Source organism: Pseudomonas sp. BMW13, from assembly GCF_013357275.1.
Classification (GTDB): Bacteria; Pseudomonadota; Gammaproteobacteria; order Pseudomonadales; family Pseudomonadaceae; genus Aquipseudomonas; species Aquipseudomonas khazarica.
The window spans coordinates 1-21,111 of record NZ_SUKD01000039.1; the positions used below are offsets into that span (position 1 = coordinate 1).

General features: G+C 65.3%; 26 protein-coding genes and 1 pseudogene. 6 read left to right on the top strand and 21 right to left on the bottom strand.

The genetic code is table 11. The annotated features are described in order from the left end of the window. Positions 1-241: pseudogene (locus E4487_RS23565) on the top strand (aspartate aminotransferase family protein); the annotation flags it as partial. Between the two features lie 127 nt (positions 242-368). On the opposite strand, the gene E4487_RS23570 reads toward E4487_RS23565, so the two are convergent. From E4487_RS23570 to E4487_RS23585, 4 genes are all read right to left on the bottom strand, one after another. Next, on the bottom strand, positions 369-821 hold the full coding sequence (locus E4487_RS23570) for a MarR family winged helix-turn-helix transcriptional regulator (protein WP_175254514.1): 453 nt from the start codon (positions 819-821) through the stop codon (positions 369-371). Positions 822-891: 70 nt separating this feature from the next. Continuing rightward, complete coding sequence (locus E4487_RS23575) at positions 892-1,206, bottom strand: I78 family peptidase inhibitor (protein WP_175254523.1); 315 nt, start codon at positions 1,204-1,206, stop codon at positions 892-894. 32 nt (positions 1,207-1,238) lie between these two features. Beyond that, positions 1,239-1,889, bottom strand: a complete 651-nt coding sequence (locus E4487_RS23580; protein WP_175254515.1) for a YceH family protein — start codon at positions 1,887-1,889, stop codon at positions 1,239-1,241. A gap of 48 nt (positions 1,890-1,937) precedes the next feature. Beyond that, positions 1,938-2,504, bottom strand: coding sequence for a TetR/AcrR family transcriptional regulator (locus E4487_RS23585; protein WP_175254516.1), 567 nt, complete (start codon positions 2,502-2,504; stop codon positions 1,938-1,940). Positions 2,505-2,596: 92 nt separating this feature from the next. Between E4487_RS23585 and E4487_RS23590 the strand changes: the two genes are divergently transcribed. The 3 genes from E4487_RS23590 to E4487_RS23600 are packed head-to-tail and all read left to right on the top strand — an operon-like array spanning position 2,597 to position 4,226. Next, on the top strand, positions 2,597-3,328 hold the full coding sequence (locus tag E4487_RS23590) for an SDR family oxidoreductase (protein WP_134675990.1): 732 nt from the start codon (positions 2,597-2,599) through the stop codon (positions 3,326-3,328). A gap of 42 nt (positions 3,329-3,370) precedes the next feature. Continuing rightward, on the top strand, positions 3,371-3,964 hold the full coding sequence (locus tag E4487_RS23595; RefSeq protein ID WP_175254524.1) for a 2-hydroxychromene-2-carboxylate isomerase: 594 nt from the start codon (positions 3,371-3,373) through the stop codon (positions 3,962-3,964). A 46-nt stretch (positions 3,965-4,010) separates the two neighbouring features. Continuing rightward, entirely contained in the window at positions 4,011-4,226 is a 216-nt protein-coding gene (locus tag E4487_RS23600) for a DUF3820 family protein (protein ID WP_047587460.1), read from the top strand. Between the two features lie 78 nt (positions 4,227-4,304). Here the strand turns inward: E4487_RS23600 and E4487_RS23605 are convergent, their stop codons facing one another. The 3 genes from E4487_RS23605 to E4487_RS23615 all read right to left on the bottom strand — a co-directional run bounded on the left by E4487_RS23605 (position 4,305) and on the right by E4487_RS23615 (position 7,186). Then, on the bottom strand, positions 4,305-4,553 hold the full coding sequence (locus E4487_RS23605; protein ID WP_134675989.1) for a hypothetical protein: 249 nt from the start codon (positions 4,551-4,553) through the stop codon (positions 4,305-4,307). A 195-nt stretch (positions 4,554-4,748) separates the two neighbouring features. Continuing rightward, entirely contained in the window at positions 4,749-5,636 is an 888-nt protein-coding gene (locus tag E4487_RS23610; RefSeq protein ID WP_175254517.1) for an SDR family oxidoreductase, read from the bottom strand. Beyond that, entirely contained in the window at positions 5,633-7,186 is a 1,554-nt protein-coding gene (locus tag E4487_RS23615; RefSeq protein WP_037057056.1) for an NAD(P)/FAD-dependent oxidoreductase, read from the bottom strand. Before E4487_RS23615 ends, E4487_RS23610 begins: the two co-directional genes overlap by 4 nt. A 116-nt stretch (positions 7,187-7,302) precedes the next feature. Here E4487_RS23615 and E4487_RS23620 point away from each other — a divergent pair, with 116 nt between their 5' ends. Further along, the gene (locus tag E4487_RS23620; RefSeq protein WP_175254518.1) at positions 7,303-8,010 is read left to right on the top strand and encodes a TetR family transcriptional regulator; all 708 of its coding nucleotides are present in this window, start codon (positions 7,303-7,305) and stop codon (positions 8,008-8,010) included. Positions 8,011-8,136: 126 nt separating this feature from the next. On the opposite strand, the gene E4487_RS23625 is transcribed toward E4487_RS23620, so the two are convergent. The 4 genes from E4487_RS23625 to fnr form a co-directional block, all read right to left on the bottom strand. Next, the gene (locus E4487_RS23625) at positions 8,137-8,973 is read right to left on the bottom strand and encodes a metal-dependent hydrolase (RefSeq protein ID WP_037057053.1); all 837 of its coding nucleotides are present in this window, start codon (positions 8,971-8,973) and stop codon (positions 8,137-8,139) included. A gap of 227 nt (positions 8,974-9,200) precedes the next feature. Continuing rightward, positions 9,201-10,016 (bottom strand): ion transporter, encoded by an 816-nt coding sequence (locus E4487_RS23630; protein ID WP_175254519.1) that lies wholly within the window; start codon positions 10,014-10,016, stop codon positions 9,201-9,203. A gap of 69 nt (positions 10,017-10,085) precedes the next feature. Beyond that, a complete protein-coding gene (locus E4487_RS23635; RefSeq protein ID WP_037057052.1) occupies positions 10,086-10,634 on the bottom strand; it encodes an adenine phosphoribosyltransferase in 549 nt (182 codons plus the stop codon). 43 nt (positions 10,635-10,677) lie between these two features. Continuing rightward, positions 10,678-11,412 carry a fumarate/nitrate reduction transcriptional regulator Fnr gene (gene fnr / locus E4487_RS23640; protein ID WP_037057050.1) on the bottom strand — a complete coding sequence of 245 codons (735 nt, stop codon included), beginning with the start codon at positions 11,410-11,412 and terminating at the stop codon, positions 10,678-10,680. A gap of 153 nt (positions 11,413-11,565) precedes the next feature. Here fnr and E4487_RS23645 point away from each other — a divergent pair, with 153 nt between their 5' ends. Beyond that, entirely contained in the window at positions 11,566-12,009 is a 444-nt protein-coding gene (locus E4487_RS23645) for a DUF1931 family protein (RefSeq protein WP_175254520.1), read from the top strand. Between the two features lie 40 nt (positions 12,010-12,049). Here E4487_RS23645 and hemN read toward each other — a convergent pair whose 3' ends face one another. The 10 genes from hemN to E4487_RS23695 all read right to left on the bottom strand — a co-directional run. After that, entirely contained in the window at positions 12,050-13,432 is a 1,383-nt protein-coding gene (gene hemN / locus E4487_RS23650; RefSeq protein WP_047587448.1) for an oxygen-independent coproporphyrinogen III oxidase, read from the bottom strand. A gap of 136 nt (positions 13,433-13,568) precedes the next feature. After that, complete coding sequence (locus tag E4487_RS23655) at positions 13,569-14,252, bottom strand: sulfite exporter TauE/SafE family protein (protein WP_150609355.1); 684 nt, start codon at positions 14,250-14,252, stop codon at positions 13,569-13,571. Next, positions 14,245-14,451, bottom strand: coding sequence for a cbb3-type cytochrome oxidase assembly protein CcoS (gene ccoS, locus E4487_RS23660; protein WP_037057038.1), 207 nt, complete (start codon positions 14,449-14,451; stop codon positions 14,245-14,247). Before ccoS ends, E4487_RS23655 begins: the two co-directional genes overlap by 8 nt. 56 nt (positions 14,452-14,507) lie before the next feature. Further along, positions 14,508-16,916, bottom strand: a complete 2,409-nt coding sequence (locus E4487_RS23665) for a heavy metal translocating P-type ATPase (RefSeq protein WP_175254521.1) — start codon at positions 16,914-16,916, stop codon at positions 14,508-14,510. Between the two features lie 2 nt (positions 16,917-16,918). After that, entirely contained in the window at positions 16,919-17,437 is a 519-nt protein-coding gene (locus E4487_RS23670) for a FixH family protein (RefSeq protein WP_037057032.1), read from the bottom strand. A 13-nt stretch (positions 17,438-17,450) separates the two neighbouring features. Continuing rightward, positions 17,451-18,863 (bottom strand): cytochrome c oxidase accessory protein CcoG, encoded by a 1,413-nt coding sequence (gene ccoG / locus E4487_RS23675; RefSeq protein WP_037057029.1) that lies wholly within the window; start codon positions 18,861-18,863, stop codon positions 17,451-17,453. 161 nt (positions 18,864-19,024) lie between these two features. Continuing rightward, entirely contained in the window at positions 19,025-20,020 is a 996-nt protein-coding gene (gene ccoP, locus E4487_RS23680; protein ID WP_037057022.1) for a cytochrome-c oxidase, cbb3-type subunit III, read from the bottom strand. After that, positions 20,017-20,199, bottom strand: a complete 183-nt coding sequence (locus E4487_RS23685) for a CcoQ/FixQ family Cbb3-type cytochrome c oxidase assembly chaperone (RefSeq protein WP_037057020.1) — start codon at positions 20,197-20,199, stop codon at positions 20,017-20,019. Before E4487_RS23685 ends, ccoP begins: the two co-directional genes overlap by 4 nt. A 6-nt stretch (positions 20,200-20,205) precedes the next feature. After that, positions 20,206-20,814, bottom strand: coding sequence for a cytochrome-c oxidase, cbb3-type subunit II (gene ccoO, locus E4487_RS23690; RefSeq protein ID WP_134675985.1), 609 nt, complete (start codon positions 20,812-20,814; stop codon positions 20,206-20,208). Continuing rightward, a partial coding sequence (locus tag E4487_RS23695) for a cbb3-type cytochrome c oxidase subunit I (protein WP_175254522.1) occupies positions 20,814-21,111 on the bottom strand: 298 nt, incomplete at its 5' end. The genes ccoO and E4487_RS23695, both read right to left, overlap by 1 nt.

Below are 21,111 nucleotides of genomic sequence, written 5' to 3' on the forward strand. Positions count from 1 at the left end.
GCTCGGCGCCATCGAACTGGTGCAGGACAAGGCGACGCGTACCCGTTACCCGGGTGACAAGGCGGTGGGCATGATCTGCCGCGGCCACTGCTTTAATAACGGTCTGATCATGCGCGCCGTGGGCGACACCATGATCATCGCGCCGCCGCTGGTGATCAGCCAGGCGGAAGTGGACGAACTGGTGGAAAAAGCACGCAAGTGCCTGGATCTGACCTGGGAGCAGGTGCGCAATCAGGCGTAAGCCCTGGCGTCCTGGTCGCGGCAGTGCGGGCCGTGGCCGCCACCCGCTCGACAAAACAAGACCCCGCGACCGGTGACGGTCGCGGGGTCTTTTTTCATGCGCAGGCCGGGCAGAAGCAGGCGTTGCTTCAGAGGGCGTCCTGCAGGTGCTTGCGCAAGGCCACCAGGTCATCGCGCAGGTCGCCCAGCTGGTCGATGTTGAGGCCGGAGGCCTTGAGGATGCACGCCGGCAAGGCCTTGGCCTGCTCGTGAAGGGCACGGCCCTTGTCGGTCAGGTACAGCTGCACGACACGCTCATCCTGGCTGCTGCGCTGGCGCTGCAGCAGGCCTTCGCTCTCCAGGCGCTTGAGCAGCGGCGTCAGCGAGCCGGGATCGGTCAGCATGCGCGCGCTGATCTCGCTGACGGTAATGCCCTCGTTCTCCCACAGCACCAGCATTGCCAGATACTGCGGGTAGGTAAGACCGAGTGCCTGCAGCAATGGCTTGTAGGTCTTGGTCATCATCAGCGAGGTGGAATAGAGGGCGAAGCACAGCTGGTTGTCCAGCATCAGCTCGGCGCAGGGTTCCACTTGGAAGGTCATGGCGTTGGCCTGTGCAAGGGTGGTGGGCAGTGTCGGCGCAAGCGCTGCGGAGCGATCCGCAGCGCTGCAATCAGCCGCAGGAAACGCGGGTGATCACGCGTTGGTCATCGACGTTGAGGTTGAGGCGCTGTCTATTGTATTCCAGGGTCACCACGCTGCCGGGTGTCAGTATGCGCGCGGTACTGGCGCCCGCCTGCTGGCGTGCCTGCTCCAGCAGCTCGGGGGTCGCGGTCTCGCCCTTCAGGTGCTCCACCGCCGAGGAGGTGCAGCCCTGACTGGGGTCGGCAGGGGTGACTGCCGGTTGGGATTTTTCCGCGGTGTTGCTGCAGCCGGCTGCGAGCAGGGCAGTGACAATGATCAGGCTGAAACGAGTCTTGAGGTTCAACGCGTTGGGCTCCTTTTCCATGGGGGTAGCGGTCATTGCGCGCCTTCTAGGCGCGCCAGACGTTCTTCCAGCGCAGCGATGCGCGCTTCCAGTTCGACCAGGCGATCTTCGTTAGGTGCCGCGGCCTCGCTGCGGCCACTCGGGCGGCTGGCCAGCAGGCTTTCGAGGTCCGCCGGTTCACCCAGCAGATGCATGTAGCGGTCCTCGCGCTGGCCCGTCTGGCGCGGTAGCAGCAGGGCCAGACCGCGACCGATCAGGCGTTCCAGCTGGTGCTGGATTTCGGCCACGTCATCGAAGTCGTACATGCGGTTGCTGCGGGTCAGCAGTTCGTTGAGCGTCTGTGGTCCGCGCAGCATGAGCAGGCCGAGCAGCACCGTCTGCGGCTTGACCAGTTCCAGTTGCTTGTCGCAGCGCTGTTCCCAGCGGTCCGCCCGGCTGCCCATCTGCAGGTGCACCAGTTGCCGGCCTTCCAGGCTGCGCAGGTAGCGCCCGACTTCGCCGGATTCTAGGTTCATCAGCGGTTCACGGCTGGTCTTCTGGTTGCAGGCCAGTTGCACGGCATTGAGCGTCAGCGGATAGCTTTCCGGGGTGGTCAGCTGCTTCTCGATCAGGCAGCCGAGGATGCGGACCTCGATCGCATGCAGGGGGCTTTCGCCAACCAGCGGGGAAGGGGTGTGGGACATGGTGCGGTCCTGGCAGGGATGTTACGTCTAGGTTAACGGCATACGTGCTCAGCCGACAGGCTTCAATGTGTGTTCGAGCATGTCCAGGCTGGCATCCAGCACCTGCTGGCGCGTGTCCTGACTGGCCAGCATGCGTGCCAGCAGCAGGCTGCCCAGGCATTGCGCGAGGGTCGTCCAGGCCAGCTGCCGGTCGCCGATGATCTCGGCCCAGGTTTCCTGCAGTTGCAGAATCTGCTGCTCGGTGCGCTGCCGGACGCGCTCGTCGGCACGCGCGATCTCGGCGCCCAGGCTTGGCAACACGCAGCCTTTGTCGGGCTGCTCGACATGCGCCAGGCTGAGGTAGGCCGCCAGGCAGCGCTGCAGCTTGTCACGCCCGGCAGCGCCCGGCTCGCCACCCAGGCGCTGCAGGCTGATACGCAGCTCGCGCTCGATCAGTTCGGCGAACAGCTCGTCCTTGCTCGGGAAGTGGCTGTAGAACGCCGCGCCGGTCAGGCCTATGGTTTTCATCAGCGCATCCACGCCGGTCACGGCAAAGCCCTGCTGCTTGGCGATGGCGCCGCTGCTGGCGAGCAGACGTTCGCGGGTTTCGGCCTTGTGTTCGGCGGAATAACGCATGAGAGGCTCCGTGGATGAGGGTGGCTTGACCTGTCCGGGAGCATAGCATAACGTTCGTTCAGCTAACGATCGTTAGTTAAAAGGAGGAAGCCATGAACGAGAACAAGAAAGTCGCTTTGATCATCGGCGCCGGTGATGCCACCGGTGGCGCCATTGCCCGGCGTTTCGCCCGCGAAGGCTATGTGGCCTGCGTCACCCGGCGTAGCCTGGACAAGTTACAGCCGTTGCTGGAGCAGATCCGTAACGAGGGCGGCGAAGCCCATGGCTTTGCTTCCGATGCGCGGCGTGAAGAACAGGTGGCCGAACTGGTCGAGCACATCGAGCGGGATATCGGCCCCATCGAGGTGATGGTCTTCAACATCGGCGCCAACGTGCCCTGCAGCATTCTCGATGAAACCGCACGCAAGTATTTCAAGATCTGGGAAATGGCCTGCTTCGCCGGCTTCCTCACCAGCCAGGCGGTGGCCAGGCGCATGGTCGGGCGTGGTCGCGGCACCATCCTCTTCACCGGGGCGACCGCAGGCCTGCGTGGCGCCGCCGGTTTCGCCGCCTTCGCCGGGGCCAAGCACGGTATTCGCGCCCTGGCGCAGAGCATGGCGCGCGAGCTGGGGCCGTTGAACGTCCACGTGGCCCATGTGGTGGTGGACGGGGCGATCGACACGGCCTTCATTCGTGACAGCTTCCCCGAGCTGTATGCCAGGAAGGATCAGGATGGCATCCTCGACCCCGAGCACATCGCCGACAGCTACTGGTTCCTGCACGCCCAGCCTCGCGATGCCTGGACGTTCGAGCTGGACCTGCGGCCGTGGATGGAGCGCTGGTAACCTGTGCAAGCCGATAACCACAACAACGAGCGAGTGAAGCTGATGAGCAAGACGGTGGAGTTCTTCTTCGATCTGGGCAGCCCGGCCTCCTACCTGGCCCATACCCAGCTACCGGCGCTGTGCCGCGACTGTGGCGCTGCGCTGGTCTATCGGCCGATGCTGCTGGGCGGCGTCTTCCAGGCGACCGGCAACGCCTCGCCGGCGATGATTCCGGCCAAGGGGCGTTACATGATTCGCGACCTGGCGCGTTACGCCGAGCGCTACGGCGTGCCGATGCGTTTCAATCCGCATTTCCCGATCAACACTCTGACCCTCATGCGCCTGCTGGTGGCGGTGCAGCTGCACCAGCCCGAGCGCCTCGACGATGCCCTGCAGGCGCTGTTCCAGGCGACCTGGGTGGATGGCGTGAACATGGGCGACCCAGCCAGGGTCGCGGAAGTGCTGGCGGCGGCCGGCCTCGACGCTGCGGCGTTGCAGCAGCAGATCGGCGAGCCCGCAGTGAAGGACGCGCTGAAGGCGACCACCGAGGAAGCGGTCAGGCGTGGCGTGTTCGGTGCGCCGACCTGCTTCGTCGGAGACGACATGTACTTTGGCCAGGACCGCCTGGACTTCGTGCGTGAGGCATTGAGTCGCTGAGGCCTGGCACAATGGGCGGATTGTTTTTCGACGACCCGAGCGAACGATGAACCCCGAAGCGCTGAAACTCCTGGTGACCCGCCGCATGCCGTACGGCAAGTACAAGGACCGGCTGATCGCCGACCTGCCCGGGCACTACCTCAACTGGTTCGCCCGCGAGGGTTTTCCCAAGGGCGAGCTGGGCCAGCTGCTGGCACTGATGCAGGAGATCGATCACAACGGCCTCAAGCCGTTGCTCGATCCGCTGCGCGACCGCAGCTAGCTCAGGCCCGCAGCGGGAGCGCCAGGAGCCGCTGCGCGGCTGGCGGGCGGGCGCCCCGCTCGTGCACGCAGGGCGCGGTCAGTGCCAGTTGCGACCGTGGTCCAGTTTCTGGTCCACCAGCCATCTGCCGTGCGCGATGGAGGCGTGCTGGGCCTTGTCCAGGTCATCCATGAAGGCGTAGTCCACCGGCAGCGTCTGGCGCTTGCTGGTGTGGCCGGCAGGATCGGTGATCTGGCAACCGCCGGCCCAGGGCGTGGGCAGGCCGGGGTGCTCCATGACACTGGCGCGGATGGTGTGGTCGCGGTGGGTGCAGGTGAGTACGCTCATGAGGCCACCTTCTGAATCAAGGTGCCGCCCTCGGTGCCGACGCCGCACCGAGGTTCCAGCCGGGGCCGGTGGCGGCGCCGCGTGGATGAGGGTGCGTCTATTGCCATACCTTAGCGCAGCTGCGGACGCCCCGGGCACTACCCGACAAACGCACAGGGCCGGCAGTGAGCCGGCCCTGTGTTCGCACGCGGCCTGCTATTCGGTCGCTTCGCTGGCCTTGCCGGCATTGCGCGGCCTCGGAGCGAAGCGTGCGGCCAGGCGCATCGACAGGGTGACCAGGCGCTGATACAGCGCCGGCATGCTGCGCTGCATCCAGTCCAGCACATGGGCGTCGGCACCGATGAGGATGCGCCGCTTGTTGGCCAGCACGCCGTTGACGATGACCTTGGCCGCCTGCTCCGGCGTGGTGCGCAGCAACTGGTCGTTGAACTGCTGGCGTGCCTGCTCGGCGGCCTGGCCGGTGACCTTGGCCAGGCTGTCGTTCATGCGGGCGGTCTTGGCGATGTTGGTGCGGATGCCGCCGGGGTGGACGCAGCTGGCGGAAACCCCGCAGTTGGCCATGTCCAGCTCCTGACGCAGCGACTCGGTGAAGCCGCGCACGGCGAACTTGCTGGCGTTGTAGGCGCTCATGCCGGGCTGCGAGAACAGCCCGAAGACGCTGGAAACGTTGATCACATGGCCCTGGCCGGCATTCTTGAGATAGGGCAGGAAGGCCTTGGTGCCGTTGACCACGCCCCAGAAGTTGATGTTCATGATCCACTCGTAGTCGGCGTGGTCGTTGCCTTCCACCGTGCCGCCCTGGGCGACGCCGGCATTGTTGAAGATGGCGTTGACCCGGCCGAACTCGACGACGACCTGCTCCGCCCAGGCTTCGACGGCGGCGCGGTCGGCAACGTCGACGCGCTGTTCGCTGACGGTGACGCCCAGCTTGCGCGCCTGCTCGGCGGTTTCCCTGAGGCCCTCGACGTTGACGTCGGAGAGCGCCAGGTGGCAGCCCTGGCGAGCCAGGTGCCAGGCGAGGGCGCGGCCGATGCCGGAGCCGGCGCCGGTGATGGCGGCTACCTTGTTTTCGAAGGATTTCATGCGCTGACCTCCTGGGCATCGAGGGTGATGGCGTTGCTTTGCGCCGGGTGGGCGGCCTGCTTGCGGCTGAAGTGGTAGGCATGCGGGTCGAAGTGGCGGGTCAGCATGCGATAGCGCCAGGTGAAACCGGGCCATACCGTGCAGTTGCGTCCGCTGACCGGATGCAGGTACCAGCTCATGCAGCCGCCGGCGTTCCACACGGTAGCGCCGAGGGTGCCCTGGATCTTCCTGTTGAAGGCATCCTGCGCTTCGCGCTTGGGCTCCAGGCTCTGCAGGCGCCCGTCGTCGATCTGGCGCAGCGCACCGAGCACGTAGGTGATCTGCGACTCGATCATGTAGACCATGGAGTTGTGGCCCAGGCCGGTGTTCGGTCCCATCAGGAAGAACAGGTTGGGGAAGCCGGCGGTCATGGTGCCCTTGTAGGCTTCCGGGCCTTCCGGCCAGGTGTCGAGCAGGTCGACGCCGCCACGGCCGAACACCGTGCCGCGTGGCAACGGATCGCTGGGGGTGAAGCCGGTGCCGAAGATGATCGCGTCGACGGCGCGTTCCTGGCCGTCGCTGGTGCGCACGCCATGTGGCAGGATTTCGGCGATGCCATCGGTGATCACGTCGACATTGGCCTGGGTCAGCGCCGGGTAGTAGTCATTGGAGATCAGTACCCGCTTGCAGCCCATGGTGTAGTCCGGGGTGACCTTGGCGCGCAGCACCGGATCCTTGATCTGCTTCTTGATGTACAGCTTGGCGATTCCCTGGGCCATGCGCAGCAGGCGCGGGGCGAAGGCGAAGGCGATCACCCGGCTCTCGAGGATGCTGTAGAGGGCGCCGCGCCAGAGTTTCTGTGCCAGCGGGAAGCGCTTGAAGCGGCTGCGCTCGTTGTCGCGGATGGCGCGATCCGGCTTGGGCATGATCCACGGAGCGGTGCGCTGGTAGAGGTCGAGGTGCTCGACCTGCTTCTGGATCTGCGGCACGAACTGGATGGCCGAGGCACCGGTGCCGATCACCGCCACGCGTTTGCCGGAGAGGTCGTAGTCGTGGTTCCACTGCTGCGAGTGGAACACCTCGCCGCTGAAGTTCTCCAGGCCCTTGAGCGCGGGAATCGATGGCGTGGACAAGGCGCCCATCCCCGACACCACGAACTGCGCGCTGTAGCGGTTGCCAGCGCGATCCAGCAGGTGCCACAGCTCGGCCTGCTCGTCCCAGCGGATCTCCACCACCTCGGTGCCGAGCCGGGTCTTGTCCTGCAGGCGATATTTCTCCCAGCAGCCTTCCAGGTAGGCCCTGATTTCCGGCTGTTTGGCGAACATGCGCGTCCAGTTCGGATTCGGCTCGAAGGAGAAGGAGTACAGGTGCGATTGCACGTCGCAGCCACAGCCTGGGTAATTGTTCACGCGCCAGGTGCCGCCGACGCCGGCCTCCTTTTCGAACAGCAGGAAGTCCTGCTCGCCCTGTTGCCTGAGGCGGATGGCCATGCCGAGGCCGGAAAAGCCGCTGCCGAGGATGGCGATCTTGCAATGGCGGGCAGCGGTAGGGGGTGACACGGGCGCATTCATGGCCGGACTCCTGCTTGTCGTTCTTGTTGGTGTCTACATCTGTATACCAAGGTAGACATGTGTATACTCGGCGGCAAGGCATCGGGCCAGCAAGCCAACTTTAGATAGGGGAAGGGATGCACGACGACGAAGCGCAGGTGCGTGACAAGGCCAGCGAGGCGCCCGGCAAGCGCCTGCTGATGGAGGCGGCGTTACGCCTCACCTCAACCAGCCGCAGCCTCAGCAGCCTGGGGCTGCGCGAACTGGCCCGCGAGGCGGGCCTCAACCCCAATACCTTCTACCGGCACTTTCGTGATGTCGACGATCTCGGCCTGAGCGTGATCGGCGAGATCACCCGCTTGTTGCGCCAGCCGTTGCGCGACCTGCGCCGCGAGGCGGCACAGCGCGCGGTCAAGGAGCAGGGGCCGGCACTGCCCAGGCTGCTGGGGATCGACCTGGGGCGTGGGCGGCGCGTCTGTCACGAGACGGTGCAGCTGTTCTTCGACTTCGTTGCCGCCCACCCGGAGGCCTTCATCATCGGTGTCCGCGAGCTGCATGGCGCCTCACCGGTGCTGCGCGAGGCCCTGCGCCAGGTGATGGATGATTTCGCCGACGACATGGCCGCGGACATCGTCGAGTTCAAGCTGCTGCCGGGGATCGTCAGTGCGGCGGCCGTGCGCCAGGTCTCGGGGCTGATCAGTCGCAGTCTGTTCGAGCAGTCGCTGGACTACATCGGCCAGCCGCATCGGCGCGAGGCGATCTGTGCATTGGCCGAGGAGCAGATTGTCATGCTGTTCACCGGCGCCAGCGTGCTGCAGAGCATGGGGCAGCTGCGGCTGGGCTGAGGGACGCCGGCGGCGGTGGGATATGCAGGGCATGGAGGGCTTTTGCAGGAGCGGCTTCAGCCGCGATGCCTTTCGCGGCTGCACACTTGCATGAAAAAGGGCGGCCTGGGCCGCCCTGCAGGGGTCTCAGCTGTTGAAGCCGAGGCGCTCGCGCCAGCGGTTCTCCAGCTTCTCGGTATCGTGATCCTTCGGATGGAAGCCGGGGCGGTAGTAGTCCAGGTAAGGACCGATCAGCTTGGTGAAGAAGCCGTTGCGCGGGCCGAACAGCTTCTTCAGGCCGAAGCCCCAGCTGCGCCAGTTGAACAGCTGACCATCCTTGCGCAGCAGGTGGATCTGGAACCAGCCGATCACGCCGAAGAAGATCACGGTGGTCAGCAGCATCACCAGGGTCCGGGTGAAGTAGCCGCCGTAGACCTTCTGGTAGACGTCGTAGCAGACCGCCTTGTGCTCGTTCTCCTCGATCGCGTGCCACATCCACAGCTGATAGAGCTTGGGATCGTTCATCTGCGTGGTGAGGTCTTCGCGCTTGAGCAGCTGTTCGGCCATGGTCGCGGTGAAGTGTTCCAGGGCGCAGGTGGCGGCCAGACGATGCTTCTTGGTGCTGAAGCGGGTGACCCATTCCAGCAGCACCTTGATGCGCAGCTCCAGGCGCTCCAGATCGATATCGTGGGCATTGGCGTAGTCGTTGTACGCCGCGTGCTCCTTGGAGTGCATGGCCTCCTGGCCGATGAAGGCACTGATGTCCTTCTTCAGCTGCGGCTCGCTGACCTGGTCGCGGACCGCCCGTACGCTGTCGACGAAGAACTTCTCGCCGTAGGGAAAAAGCGACGACAGGTTGTTCATGAACTGACTCATGAAAGGGTCGTCGTAGAACCAGTATTTCGGTGTCTCGCTGAAGCTGAAATCCATGCGGCGAACCGGGAAGCTGGATTTCGCTTGGGGCAGGGTGGCGCTGGCGCTCATCGTTCGTGTCCTCTTAAGGGGAGTTGGCGCTCCCGGTTATCGTGCGGCTCCGGGTGACAGCATTCGGGTCGAGGTGCCGGGACCTCGACAGGCCAACTGTGTCATTGAACGATGTAACTATCGGGTGTGGCGGCGCCTGGCGCCGCCAACTTAAGGCGGGTGTGCTGCCTGGCTGCCTGGGGAGGGGCGCGACCCGACGCGAGACGACGGGCGCGCGGTAGCGCGGATCAGGGCGTGTTGCGGCGCAGTTCGGCCACTTCACTGCGCAGGGCGCGCAGTTCGTCGAGAATGGCCTGTTCACGTGCGGCAGCGGCCAGCTCCTCGGCGCTCGGCTCGTGCGTGCTCTGCATGGCGTTGACGATCACCGCGATGAACAGGTTGAGCATCATGAAGGTGGCGACGAGGATGTAGGGCACGAAGAACAGCCAGGCCAGCGGGTGCTGTTCCATGATCGGGCGCACGATGCCCATCGACCAGCTTTCCAGGGTCATCACCTGGAACAGGGTGTACAGGCTGGCGCCGATGTTACCGAACCACTCAGGGAAGCTCGCGCCGAACAGCTGCGTGGCCATCACCGCCGCGACGTAGAACACCAGCCCCATCAGCATGACGATGCTGCCCATGCCGGGCAGCGAGGCGAGCAGGGCCTGTACCACCTTGCGCATGCTCGGGTTGATCGAGACCAGACGCAGCACCCGCAGTACGCGCAGGGCGCGCAATACGGCGAAGGGGCCGCTGGCGGGCACCAGGGCGATGGCCACCACCACGCAGTCGAATACCGCCCAGGGATTGCGCAGCAGGGCGACGCCGTGGGCCGCGAAGCGCAGCGCCAGTTCGATCACGAAGCAGGCGAGGATCAGGCTGTCGAGGATCAGCAGCGGCTTGCCCCAGTCCGCCATGAGCGATGGCGAGGTCTGCAGACCGAGAATGGCGGCGTTGATGATGATCAGCAGGGTGACCACGCGTTGCATGGTCAGGCTGTCCATCCGGGCACCCAGGCGCTTGCGCCAGTCGGGTGATTGGTCGAGTTCGAATGCTTGCATGGTCTTTTCAGCGAGAAGGGGCTATGGGTACTCGAGCGTGACCCGCCGCGAGAGGGCGGGTCCGGAGGCTCAATGGTCGTCGAGAGCGAAGGCGGTCAGGGTGAAGGTGGCGATGCCGGCATCCTGGAGTTTCTGCGAACCGCCCAGCTCGGGCAGATCGATGATGGCGGCGGCCTCGAACACATCGGCGCCCATGCGCCGCACCAGGTTGGCGGCGGCGATCAGGGTACCGCCGGTGGCGATCAGGTCATCGAAGACCAGCACCGAGTCGCCCTCGCAGAGGCTGTCGGCATGCACTTCGAGGAAGGCTTCGCCGTACTCGGTCTGGTAGCCCTCGCTGAGGACATCCGCCGGCAGCTTGCCCTGCTTGCGGAACAGCACCAGCGGCTTGTTCAGCTCGTAGGCGATGATCGAGCCGATCAGGAAGCCACGTGCATCCATGGCGCCGATATGGCTGAACTCGGCTTCGACGTAACGCTGGATGAAACTGTCGGCCACCAGACGCAGCGCGCGTGGCGACTGGAACAGCGGAGTGATGTCGCGGAAGATCACGCCCGGCTTGGGAAAGTCCGGTACCGGGCGGATCAGGGTCTTGATGCTGAATTCGTCGAAAATCATCGTGGGGTCCTGAATGCGTTGAGCCCGCGAGAATCGTGCGAACTCAAACGTCTAGATTGCCGCCGGCCAGGGCGCACAGCTCGATGGGATCGAGAATGTGCACTTCCTTGCCCTCGGCTTCGAGCAGCTTGTTCTGCTGAAAGCGGGTAAATACGCGAGACACCGTCTCGACCGCAAGGCCCAAATAGTTACCAATTTCGTTGCGCGACATGGCCAGGCGGAACTGGTTGGCCGAGAAACCGCGTGCGCGGAAACGGGCCGAGAGGTTGACCAGGAACGTCGCGATGCGTTCGTCGGCGGTCTTCTTCGAGAGCAGCAGCATCATCTGCTGATCGTCACGAATCTCGCGGCTCATGATGCGCATCAGCTGGCGACGCAGTTGTGGCAGTTGCAGGGCCAGGTCGTCCAGGCGCTCGAACGGAATCTCGCACACGGAGGTGGTTTCCAGGGCCTGGGCGGAGACCGGGTAGCGCTCGCCATCGACGCCGGACAGGCCGACCAGTTCACTGGGCAGGTGGAAGCCGGTGATCTGCTCCTCGCCGCCATCGCTCAGGCCGAAGGTCTTCAGGGCGCCGGAACGCACCGCGAAAACGGAGCCGAAGGCATCGCCCTGGCGGAACAGGAACTCGCCTTTCTTCAGCGGACGGCCACGCTTGACGATGTCGTCCAGCGCGTCCATGTCCTCCATGTTCAGCGAAATGGGCAGGCACAGGGCAGCCAGGCTGCAATCCTTGCAATGGGCTTGATGTTGCGTACGCAACTTGATGCTCTCGGACATCGTTGGGCTTCCCGATATACACGCAATGTTCGTAAGGGTACCGCAGCGGGGCAGGCAGGGGCTAGCCATCTGAGGCCTGACCGGATGCTCAAGTTTGCCCTGCGGCGGCCGATGCAGACTGTAGCACTATCGTCCAAGGCAGGGAGCAGCGTGATGCGTATCGATATCGGCGGCCCGCTGGGCAATCTCGTCCAGGGTGTTCAGCGACAAAATACCGCAGTGGAACGGAGCCCGGAGGAGGTGCGCGAAGGGCTTCGCGTGAGCCTTTCCAACCTGGGCAAGAGCATGTCGGCGAGCGCCGAGAGGAACAAGGACATCGATGACAGCGACCTGCCCAGGGCGATCAAGGACCTGCTGAAGATGATCCGTGAGCTGCGCGCGCAGATCGCCGAGAAACAGGCGCAGATCGAGGCGCTGATGAGCGATCAGAGCCTCGATCCGGAGGCGAAGCGCCAGCAACTGGAAGGGTTGCAAAGTGAGCTGGCGTCACTCAACGGCGCCCTGACCTCGGCCAATGCCAATCTGATCAAGCTGATCCGTGAGAGCAACCTCACTGAGCAGCAGATGCAGACGGTGGCGAGCCTGTCCGTGGCCTGACTCGCCTGCCAGCGCTCAGGCAGCGCTGGCGCTCGGCGCTTCAGATCACCCGTGAGAAGCGTTGGCGCACCTGATCGTTCAGGTAGCGGTCGAACAGCATGCACAGCGAGCGCACCAGCAGGCGTCCGGCAGGGCGCACGCGGATGCCGTGTTCGCCCAGTTCGATCAGGCCGTCGTCATGCAGGCGCTGCAGGTCTGGCCAGAGGGCCGCGAAATAGTCGCGGAAGTCGATGGCGTAGGCGTGCTCGATACCGCGGAAATCCAGTTCGAAATGACAGATCAGCTGCTGGATCACCGCGCGGCGCAGGCGGTCGTCGGCGTTGCAGTGCAGGCCGCGACGGGTGGCCAGTTGGCCGTTGCCGAGGCTTTGCTGGTAGCTGGCGATGTCGCTGTCGTTCTGGCTGTAGAGGTCGCCGACCTGGCTGATGGCCGACACGCCCAGGCCGATCAGGTCGCAATGGCCGTGGGTGGTGTAGCCCTGGAAGTTGCGCTGCAGGGTGCCTTCTTCCTGGGCAATCGCCAGTTCGTCATCCGGCAGGGCGAAGTGGTCCATGCCGATGTAGCGGTAGCCCGCGTTGGCCAGCTGCTCGATGCTGGCCTGGAGCATCGCCAGCTTGTCGGCTGCCGCTGGCAGGTCCTCGCTGTTGATGCGCCGCTGCGGCATGAAGCGCTCGGGCAGGTGGGCGTAGTTGAACACCGAGAGGCGATCCGGTTGCAGGGCAATCACCTCCGCAACGGTACGGGCGAAGCGCTCCGGCGTCTGCTTGGGCAGGCCGTAGATCAGGTCGATGTTCACCGAGCGGAACTGCAGGGTGCGCGCGGCCTCGATGATGGCGCGGGTTTCTTCCAGCGTCTGCAGGCGATTGACCGCACGCTGCACCTCCGGGTCGAGATCCTGCACACCCAGGCTGACGCGATTGAAGCCCAGCTCGCGCAGCAGGCCCATGGTCGACCAGTCCGCTTCGCGGGGGTCGATCTCGATGCTGTAGTCGCCGGAATCGTCATCCAGCAGGTTGAAATGCTGACGCAGGTGCTGCATCAGCCGGCGCAGCTCGTCGTGGTTGAGAAAGGTGGGCGTGCCGCCGCCGAAGTGCAGCTGCTCGATGACCTGCTCCTTGCCGATGTAGCGGCTGACCATCTCGATCTCGCGCTCGAGCTTCTCCAGGTAGGGCAGGGCGCGGCCACGGTCCTTGGTGATCACCTTGTTGCAGGCGCAGTAGTAGCAGATGTGCGCGCAGAACGGGATGTGCACGTACAGCGACAGCGGGCGGCCGGCCTTGCGGCTGTCACGCAGGGCGTGCAGCAGGTCGAACGGACCGATGTCGTCGTGGAACTGCACGGCAGTCGGGTAGGAGGTGTAGCGTGGGCCGGCGAGATCGTAGCGGCGGATCAGATCGGCGTCCCACTGGATGGCTTCGAGCATGGGAAATAATCCTGGTCAGGCTGTGCGGCCAGTCTAGGGATGCAGCTGGGCGGGCGGCTTGATCTGAATCAAGGGCAGGCGGGGTGTGGTGGGTTGTCGCTGCCGGACCCGGATCGCATCCGGGCCAGGGAAGGGTTCAGTGGCCCATCAGCCAGTGCTGGTGCGGGCCGGGCAGGGTCCAGAGGCCGAACAGGATGACCAGCAGGCCACCCGCCATGCGGATGCCGCGCTGGCGCAGCAGGGCGGTGATGCGTTCGGCGGCGAGGCCGGTGGCCAGCAGGACCGGCCAGGTGCCGAGGCCGAACGCCAGCATCAGCAGGGCGCTGACGCGGGCATCGCCCTGGCTGGAGGCCCACAGCAGGGTGCTGTAGACCAGGCCGCAGGGCAGCCAGCCCCACAGGCCGCCGAGCACCAACGCACGCGGCAGGCTGCTGACCGGCATGAAGCGGCGGGTGAGCGGCTGGATATGCCGCCACAGGCCACGGCCGAGCGCCTCGATGCGGGTCAGGCCACTCCACCAGCCGGCCAGGTACAGGCCCATGGCGATCAGCAGCAGGGCCGCCAGGCTGCGCATGACGACCTCGGCGGCGCTGCCGCGCACGGCCCAGCCCGCCAGGCCGAGCAGCAGCCCGGCGGCGCTGTAGCTGAGGATGCGCCCGAGGTTGTAGGCCAGCAGCAGCTGCAGGCGGCGACCACGCTGCTGGGGGGGGATGGCCAGGGTCAGGGCGCCCATCAGGCCGCCGCACATGCCCAGGCAATGGCCGCCGCCGAGCAAACCGAGAATCAGGGCTGACACCAGCAGGGGCGCCAGCTCAAGCATCGGGCTTGTCCTGCTTGCTCTGCTCTTCGGCCTGTTCCACGCCCGCCTTATGCAGCGGGTCTTCGTCATCGAAGAGAATGCTGTGCGCGGGGCCGTCGAGGTCGTCGTACTGGCCGCTGTCCACGGCCCAGAAGAACAGCCAGATGGCGAAGGCGACCAGGGCGATGGCGACGGGGATCAGGATGTAGAGCGCGGGCATGCGGACTCCGTGGGGGCGTATGGGTAGGCACGCACAGCGCCGAGCGCGGTTCGTGCCTAGCTGTTCGGGCTGCGGCTCAGGCGCAGGGCATTGAGCACGACCAGCAGTGAGCTGAACGACATGCCGACCGCCGCCCAGATGGGGGTAATCCAGCCGAGCGCGGCGAAGGGCAGGACCATGCCATTGTACAGCGTCGCCCAGCACAGGTTCTCGATGATGATCCGTCGCGTGCGCCTGGCCATGGCCAGACCCTGTACCAGGCTGCCCAGGCGGTTGGACAGCAGGACCGCATCGGCGCTGGTCTTGGCCAGGTCGGAGGCCGAGCCCATGGCCACGCTGATATCGGCTGCCGCCAGGACCGGTACATCGTTGACGCCATCGCCGAGCATCAGCACACGGCGCCCCGCGCCGTGCAGCTGCTTGAGCACTGCCAGCTTGGCGTCCGGCGTCAGGCCGCCACGGGCGTCCTCGATACCGAGCTGGTGCGCCACCTCGGCGACCATCGGCGAGCTGTCGCCCGACAGCAGGTGGATGTGCCAGCCACGCTCGCGGGCGGCGGCGATCAGCTCGGGAGCGTCGTCGCGCAGGCGATCGTCGAGGACGAACCAGGCCAGTGGCCCCTGCTCGTCGCCCAGCAGCAACCACTGGCCGTGCTCTCCGGCAATCTCCGGTACCTGCTGGCCGCTCAGCGCGCAGACGAAGCGGGCCTCGCCGATGCGCAGCAGACGGCCGTCGACGCTGCCCTGCAGGCCCAGGCCCGGATGGCTGTCGACCGCATCGGCGGCCCGTGGCGCCTGGCCGAAGGCGCGGGCGATGGGGTGCTCGGAGCGGTTTTCCAGGGCGGCGGCCAGCGCCAGGCAGCTGTCCTGATCCAGCTCGCGCAGCGGATGGATGGCGCTCAGGGTGAGGCGTCCCTCGGTGAGCGTGCCGGTCTTGTCCAGCACCAGCGTGTCGATATGGTTGAGCCCTTCGAGGACATGGCCACGGGTCAGCAGCATGCCCAGCTTGTGCAGGCTGCCGGTCGCGGTGGTCAGCGCCGTCGGTGTGGCCAGGGCCAGTGCGCAGGGGCAGGTGGCGACCAGCAGGGCGAGCACGACCCAGAAGGCGCGACTGGAGTCGATTTCCCACCAGATGAAACCGACCAGGGCGGCGGCCAGCAGGATGAACAGCAGGAACCACTGCGAAACGCGATCGGCGATCTCCGCCAGGCGTGGCTTCTCGCTCTGCGCACGTTCGAGCAGGCGGACGATGGCGGACAGCCGCGTGGCATCGCCCAGGGCCTGGACTTCCACGGTCAGCGGGCCTTCGACGTTCAGGGTGCCGGCGGTGACGCTGTCGCCGATAGCGCGCGCCTGCGGCAGGTATTCGCCGGTCAGCAGGGATTCGTCGACGCTGGACTGGCCGGCGAGAATGCGCCCGTCGGCAGGTACCAGCGAACCGGGTTGCACCAGCACCCGTTCGCCGACCTGCAGTTCGCTGAGCAGGATGCGCTGGCTCTGGCCGTCATCGGCCAGGCGCAGGCAGGACGCAGGCAGCAACTGGACCAGTTGCGCGGTCGCCGCAGCGGTTCTCTCGCGCGCACGCCGCTCCAGATAGCGTCCGGCGAGGAGGAACAGGGCGAACATGCCCACGGCGTCGAAGTACAGCTCGCCGACTCCGGTGACGGTGGACCAGATGCCCGCGACGTAGGCCCCGCCGATCGCCAGGGAGACGGAGATGTCCATGGTCAGGTGGCGGGTGCGCAGGTCGCGCAGGGCGCCGCGGAAGAACTGCCCGCAGCAGTAGAAGACGATGGGGGTGGTGAGGAACAGGCTGGTCCAGCGCAGGATCTTGTCCAGCTCGGGCGTCAGGTCGACGTTGAATTCCGGCCAGGTGGCCATGGCCGCCATCATCACCTGCATCCACAGCAGGCCGGCCACGCCCAGCTCGCGCATGCGTCTGCGGTTCTCCGCCGCCAGCCGCTCGGCGGCCTCGTCCGCGTGCCAGGGGTGAGCGGCATAGCCGATGCGGCGCAACTCGGCGAGCAACTGGCTGAGCGGGATCTGGCTATCCTGCCAGCGCACCTGCAGGCGGTGGTTGGACAGGTTCAGGTGCGCCTCGGCCACGCCGGGTACGCCACGCAGGTGTTTCTCGATCAGCCAGCCGCAGGCGGCGCAACTGATGCCTTCGATCAGCAGCTGGGTTTCGCTCAGCTCGCCCTCGTGCTGCACGAAGGGCTGTTGCACGTCACTGCGGTCGTACAGCGCCAGCTCGTCGGGCAGGGCCTTGGGCAGGGTCTGCGGGTTGGCGGCGTTTTCGCTGCGGTGGCTGTAGTAGTGCTCGAGGCCGCCGGCGACGATGGCTTCCGCCACGGCCTGGCAGCCGGGGCAGCAGAGGTCACGGGGCTGGCCGAGGACCGTGGCGTGGAAATGACTGCCGGTGGGAACCGGCAGTCCGCAGTGATAGCAGGGCGTAGGGGCGGGCATGATCAGTAGGAGGGATTGTCACCGATCATGATGGCCTTGCCGTCGGCAATGTTCTCTTCCTCGAACAGGCGCCAGCTCTGGCTGCCTTCCTGGCCCAGCAGTTCGACGAAGCGCCGGCCGCTGACCTGGTCGACCATCTGGCCACGATACTGGCCATCGGCGCCGGGCTGCAGAATGACGCGACGATCGCGCTCCGGCTGGGTCGGCGAGATCAGGTTTAGGACGATCTGCTGCGGGCGGCTGTTGCCCTCCAGCACCAGGGTCGCGACGCCGGTGGCGCCATCGAGCACCAGCTCGCCGTGGAGTTGCAGGCGCTCGGCCAGTTGCTCGCGCTCCAGCGATTGGTTGATGCCCTTGCCGACGTCGTAGTAGTCATCGGAAATCAGCCCGGGTGGATTGCGCGTGGCCAGCGTGAGCAGGGCCAGGCCCTGCACCACGGAGTAGCCCAGCAGGGCGATGATGAACCAGGGCCAGAACTGCTTGTACCAGGGTTTTGCTGGCGATGGTGCGTGTTCGGTCATGCTCTTTCCGTTGTCAGCGGACGCTTGGGCCGATGAAGCGGCTGTCGGCGTCGTTCTTGATACTGGGGTCATCCGCGGATTGTACGTGGAAGACGATGTTGTTGGCGCTGGAAGGCAGCTTCTCCGGCGCGATGGAGAGTTCCACCGGGAAGGAGTAGACCTCGCCCGCCAGGGCGCGAACCTCGCGCTTGCCTTCGTAGACCAGACCGTCGAGACCGTCGGCGGTGATCACGTAGGTCATGTCGTGCTGCGCCTTGTTCATGATCTTCAGGGTGTAGACGTTCTCGATGTGGCCGCGCTCGTTCTCGCGGAACAGCACGCGGTCCTTGAGCACGTCCAGCTCGACCAGCGGGCGGTTGGCCACGGCCCAGGCGAACAGGCCGATCATGGCGACGAGCGCGACAGCGTACCCGATCAGGCGCGGGCGCAGCAGGTGGGTCTTGCGTCCGGACAGGTTGTGTTCAGTGGTGTAGCTGATCAGCCCCTTGGGATAGTTCATCTTCTCCATGATGCTGTCGCAGGCGTCGATGCAGGCGGCGCAACCGATGCACTCGATCTGCAGGCCGTCACGGATGTCGATGCCGGTGGGGCAGACGTGCACGCACATCTTGCAGTCGATGCAGTCGCCCAGGCCCTGGGCCTTGTAGTCGGCGTCCTTCTTGCGCGGGCCGCGAGACTCGCCGCGACGCGGATCGTAGGAGACGATCAGGGTGTCCTGGTCGAACATCACGCTCTGGAAGCGCGCGTAGGGACACATGTAGATGCATACCTGTTCGCGCAGGTAGCCGGCGTTGCCATAGGTGGCCAGGGTGAAGAAGCCGACCCAGAACAGCGCCCAGCCGCCGGCCTGTAGCGTCAGCAGCTCGGGAATCAGATCGCGGATGGGGGTGAAGTAGCCGACGAAGGTGATCGCGGTGAGCAGGGACACGCCCAGCCAGATACCGTGCTTGGCCACCTTGCGTGCCAGCTTGTGGCCGCTCATCTGCTGCTTGTCCAGCTTCATGCGCTGGTTGCGGTCGCCCTCGGTGACCTTCTCGGCCCACATGAACACCCAGGTGAACACGCTCTGCGGGCAGGTGTAGCCGCACCAGACGCGGCCTGCGAACACGGTGATGAAGAACAGGCCGAAGGCGCAGATGATCAGCAGCCAGGACAGCAGCATGAAGTCCTGTGGCCAGTAGGTGGCGCCGAAGATGTGGAACTTGCGCTCCGGCAGGTTCCACCAGACGGCCTGACGGCCTTCCCAGTTCAGCCAGACGGTGCCGAAGAACAGAATGAACAGCAGTGCTCCGCCTGCGCGGCGCAGGTTGCGGAACAGGCCGGTGAATGCGCGGGTGTAGATCTTCTCGCGGCTGGCGTACAGATCGACGCTGGCATTCTTGGCGGAAGGAGGGGTGATGTCCTGGACGGGAATCTGTTCGCTCATCAATGCATACCACGGCGGTTGGTTGGCAGCCCGGGCCGATGCGTGCCGGTCAGGGTCAGTTCACGGTGGCTATATGGTACGCCTGAAAGACAACGCCCGGGTGCGACCAGCAGTCGCGACCCGGGCGTTCATTGACCCTTGTCAAAAGAGTCCTTCTACGCTTACTGCTCCTGCGCCTTGTGCGACAGGCTATAGACGTAAGCGGCCAGCAGGTGGACCTTGTCGTTGCCGAGGAATTCTTCCTGGGCCGGCATCTTGCCGTGACGACCGTAGCGGATGGTCTGCTGCAGTTGCGCGTAGCTGCTGCCGTAGATGAACGCTGCCGGGTTGGTCAGGTTCGGGGCGCCCAGGGCAGGGGTACCCTTGCCATCGGCGCCGTGGCAGGCGAAGCAGGTACCGGCGAAGACCTTCTGGCCCGCTTCGATATCGGCTTCGGTGCCTTCCGGCAGCTCACGACCCGCCAGCTGGGTCAGGACGTAGGCGGCGACGTTGCGCACGCCATCTTCGCCGATGACCGGACCCTGAGGCGTCATGGCGCCTTCGCGACCCTTGAGGATGGTGGTCTTGATGGTTTCCGGCTCGCCGCCCCAGCGCCATTCGTTGTCGGTCAGGTTGGGGAAGCCGTAGCTGCCCTTGGCATCGGAACCGTGGCACACCGAGCAGTTGGAAGCGAACAGACGGCCACCCATTTTCAGGGCTTGCTCGTCCTTGGCCACTTCCTCGATGGGCATGGCAGCGTACTTGGCGAACAGCGGGCCGTATTGCTCGTCGGCGCGCGCCATTTCCTTCTCCCACTGGTGCACGCCGGTCCAGCCCGCGTGACGCATGGAGCCGTCGGCGATCTGTACGCCGGCAGCGAAGGGGGTCTTGCTCTCGCTGTCGACGTAGTCGTAGCCCGGCAGCAGGCCTTTCCAGTTGCCCAGGCCCGGGTAGAGGGCCAGGTAACCGAGGGCGAAGATGATGGTGGCGACGAACAGCATGAACCACCACTTCGGCAGCGGGTTGTCATACTCCTCGATGCCATCGAAGCTGTGGCCGACGGTTTCGTCGGTCACTTCCTGGCGCTGGCCCTTGCGGGTGCCGAAGATCAGCCAGGTCAGGGCGAAGATGGTGCCCAGGGAGAGGATGGTTACGTACCAACTCCAGAACGTGGTCATTGGTTATTGCTCCTGGAAGAGTCTTGGTCGCGCTTGGTTTCGGGATCATCCGCGAAGGGCAGGTTGGCGGCCTCGTCGAAGCCCGACTTGCGCTTGCTGCTGTAGGCCCAGAGCACCACGCTGATGAAGGCGATGAACACCACCGCCGTGCCGATTCCGCGAATAGTCCCGATATCCATGGCGTCTTACCGTTTGTTCTTGATGGAAGTGCCGAGAACCTGCAGGTACGCGACCAGCGCGTCCATTTCGGTCTTGCCTTTCACGGCATCGCGAGCACCGGCGATATCTTCGTCGGTGTAGGGGATGCCGAAGCCACGCATGACTTCCATCTTCTTCGCGGTGTCCTTGCCATCGAGCTTGTTCTCGACCAGCCAGGGGTAGGCCGGCATCTTCGACTCAGGCACTACGTTGCGCGGATTGTACAGGTGGGCGCGGTGCCACTCGTCCGAGTAACGGCCGCCGACGCGGGCCAGGTCCGGACCGGTACGCTTGGAACCCCACAGGAAGGGGTGGTCCCAGACGCTTTCACCGGCGACGGAGTAGTGGCCGTAGCGCTCGGTCTCGGCGCGGAACGGACGGATCATCTGCGAGTGGCAGCCAACGCAACCGTTGGCGATGTAGATGTCGCGGCCTTCCAGCTCCAGCGCGGTGTAGGGCTTGAGGCCTTCGACCGGCTCGTTGGTGACGTCCTGGAAGAACAGCGGGACGATCTGGGTCAGGCCACCGATGCTGACGGCAATCACCATCAGCAGCGCCATCAGGCCGATATTCTTCTCGATGATTTCGTGTTTCATCAGTGAGCTACTCCGGCGGGAATCTGCGCAGCCGCATCGTATTCAGCCGGCTTGGCGGCACGCACGGTGCGGTAGGTGTTGTAGGCCATCAGCAGCATGCCGGTGACGAAGAAGGCACCACCGATCATGCGCACGACATAGCCCGCATGGCTGGCTTCCAGCGCTTCGACGAAGGAGTAGGTGAGGGTGCCGTCTTCGTTGACCGCGCGCCACATCAGACCCTGGGTGATGCCGTTGACCCACATCGAGGCGATGTACAGCACGGTGCCGATGGTGGCCAGCCAGAAGTGCGCGTTG